The sequence below is a fragment of the Pseudomonadota bacterium genome (genome assembly GCA_026388215.1).
GTDB lineage: Bacteria > Desulfobacterota > Syntrophorhabdia > Syntrophorhabdales > Syntrophorhabdaceae > JAPLKF01.
In genome coordinates this window covers 1-2941 of sequence record JAPLKF010000077.1, presented here as the reverse complement: position 1 = coordinate 2941, position 2941 = coordinate 1, and the positions used below count along the sequence as shown (strand labels likewise).

The following is a 2941-nucleotide window of genomic DNA, read 5'->3' as shown; positions in this document are numbered from 1 at the left end:
ATCTGTAGAAATCATGGAGCCACCCCATCCATCCGCAAGGGCCGAGCGTGTTGTCTGCTGGATAATATGCCTGTAATCCTGGTCAACACCCATGTGTGTCCTGTGCATAATCTCCACCACTTCCCTGTCTATCCCTCTCGGAACAACCCCGTATTTTCTCCATATCTCCTGCCTCTTGAGTGGTGCCTTTTTGATGTAAACAAGCTCACCGTGTTGCTTCCCAAATTCTTCGAGTGCCCTCGCACCGAGCTCAATGGCAATATCCTTAATATCTCTTCCTTCTATCTCAATACCAAAATCAAGGGCAACCTCAAGGAGTTTTATTTCGTCCTTAATTACAAAACCCTGCGCCTCACCGCGAGCTGTCTTTATAAATGTTTCTACAACCTCTCTCGCATGGTCAGAATGTGACGCAGCACCTGCAGCTACCTTCCTTGCGAAGTTCCTCGCCACAACAGTATCAATCGTGGCACCGCAGACCCCTATCCTTTCCTTCTTTTCACCCTTCTTAGACCGCGGAAGCCTGCAGGGTCCCATTGCACATATCTTACAGCAACTCTCCTCAACCCCTATGGGACAAGGTTTTATTTCATCAGCACGGGAGAATACCGTACTGATATTTTCTCTTTCAGCTTTTTGTATAAGCTCAATCGTTGCTTCATCGATACTTTTTATTCGCTTTTCTGACATGCCTCCCCCTTAAACTATCAATTCTTTAATCATATCCTTTACCAGTGCAACGCCTTCTGGATGTCTCATGATAACAATGTCTGCCCCCGCAATGAGTAAGGACATAGCGGTAATTGACTCCATAAGTATCGACCTTTTCTTCTCGTCTCCAAGTTTCGGGTCATCATCTCTTTTCAGTCTTGTTTCCCTTGTCTTCCAGACCTCATGCGCAAGGTTACACACAATAGGGTATTGCAATTTTACATCTTCCTGAGTAAGTGCTGCCATCCTGTCTCTTTCTATCACAGAATAAGAGTATTCAAGCCCATAACCCAGACCGCCTGTTGTGGGGTCAACAATAATCTTTTCATCCTGCACACCCAGATTCCCGAGGAGAATATTCAACTGTTTTGCAAGGTTCACATCTATCGGCGTTGATGCAATCACAACCTGACTATATCCAATTGCCATGGCGCCAATCTGTTTGTAATTTTTTTCAGCGAGCGGGCCTATAGAAACATTTTTGCCCTCACATATTTCAACTACCCTCCGTAGCAGGGCAGCGTCCTTTTCATCGTTTCCACAACCCCACATAATAAGCGGAATATCCATAGCGTCCACAACATTCTTTACAACTGCTACAACATCCTCTACATCCCTGTTCATGCCATTCGGGTCTGCACTTTTTAACTGGAGGGTGATGATCTCTGCCCCATAGACATCCACACATTTTTTCGCCCATGCAACAGGGTCATGAATTACATCCTTGAATGGCTCTATTGCCCAGTCCTGCCAGTCCTGGGGTTCATGATCCCACACTTCAAAGGCTACCCTCGGAGGATTGGGCATCTTTCCTTCAAATAAATAGAATGGGTAGCACCCTTCTCCTCCTATCTTTATTGCCTTCTGCCCCATCCCAATGCTTACCTCTCTTATCTTACCAGTATAATTTATCTTTGGAATCTCAAACGCCATCTCCCCTCCTGTCTTTATTAGCTGAGAGCTTGGGGCTGAGAGCATGGAGTTTAAACTCTCCGCTCTATGCTCAACGCTCTACGCTAAAAAAATCATGCTTCTTGTTTCCGTTTCTCGCTTCCATACCAGTCTTTGCTATACCAGTAACGGAGAGCTGTCCTCAGATAGTTCATGGCATCATCACGTGTTCCAAGTTTTTCCTTCCAGTTGCCGCTACTCTCAGGTTTGCCTTCTTCATAGGTGGGTCCTAAAACCCTAACCTTTTTCCCCTCAAAATTTTCTTTTTCTTCGTATGAATAATCAGCCATTTAAACCTCCATCTCATATAATTCAGTGTTTGCCTTCTCTTTATCTCATCTGCTTACTGTCTACTCCTTACTGCTTACTGTCATCTTTGCTGCCTTTATTGTATTCAGCATCAGCATTGTTATCGTCATAGGCCCCACACCTCCTGGCACAGGTGTAATTGCCGCAGCTTTTTCCTTCACTGCCTCAAAATCAACATCCCCACACAGTTTTGCCTTTCCTTCAGGCGTAATCCCTATTCTATTTACACCCACATCTATTACCACTGCACCCTCTTTTATCATGTCAGACGTTATTGCCTTTGGCCTCCCTGCAGCAACAATAAGTATATCAGCCCTTCTTGTATGGAAGGCAAGGTCTTTTGTTCCTGTATGACATATTGTCACCGTTGCATTTGCTCCTTTTGCCTTCTGTATAAGCATCATTGCAATCGGTTTCCCTACGATGTTGCTTCTCCCGACAACCACGACCTCGGCGCCATCGATTGTAATACCGCTTCTGATAAGCAACTGCTGTATCCCGTAAGGTGTGCAGGGATAAAAACGTGCTTCCCCCATCATAAGCCTTCCAACATTGACCGGATGAAATCCGTCCACATCCTTATCAGGGTTTATCGCATAGAGCACCTTCGTTTCATTGATATGTTTCGGTAACGGCAACTGTACAAGTATTCCGTGTATTTTAGGGTCTTTATTATGTTTATTGATTAATGCGAGGAGTGCTTCCTCGGAAACATCTTCGGGCGTATCCTCCTGAATAGAATAAAAGCCAAGTTCTTTTGCCGTTTTCTGTTTCGCCGTGACATAGCTTACAGATGCCGGGTTTTCCCCAACTATAATCGTGACAAGCCCGGGTACAATTCCATATTTTTCTTTAAGATGTATTACCTCTTCCTTTAATTCTTCCCTGATTTTCGCCGCTATTTCCGTTCCGCTTATGATTTTAGCAGACATGAACCCTCCGTGCATGATTTATGATGGGCGACCATCCC

The 2941-nt window shown here is 44.9% G+C and carries 4 protein-coding genes; all 4 read right to left on the bottom strand.

What is annotated here, in order from left to right:
- On the bottom strand, positions 1 to 690 hold a 690-nt coding region (locus NTU69_05015), incomplete at its 3' end, for a carbon monoxide dehydrogenase (protein ID MCX5802881.1).
- 9 nt (positions 691 to 699) lie between these two features.
- Positions 700 to 1644, bottom strand: a complete 945-nt coding sequence (locus NTU69_05010; protein ID MCX5802880.1) for an acetyl-CoA decarbonylase/synthase complex subunit delta — start codon at positions 1642 to 1644, stop codon at positions 700 to 702.
- 92 nt (positions 1645 to 1736) lie between these two features.
- Positions 1737 to 1952 carry a hypothetical protein gene (locus NTU69_05005; protein MCX5802879.1) on the bottom strand — a complete coding sequence of 72 codons (216 nt, stop codon included), beginning with the start codon at positions 1950 to 1952 and terminating at the stop codon, positions 1737 to 1739.
- Positions 1953 to 2012: 60 nt separating this feature from the next.
- Complete coding sequence (folD, locus tag NTU69_05000; GenBank protein ID MCX5802878.1) at positions 2013 to 2903, bottom strand: bifunctional methylenetetrahydrofolate dehydrogenase/methenyltetrahydrofolate cyclohydrolase FolD; 891 nt, start codon at positions 2901 to 2903, stop codon at positions 2013 to 2015.
- Between the last annotated feature and the right edge of the window lie 38 nt (positions 2904 to 2941).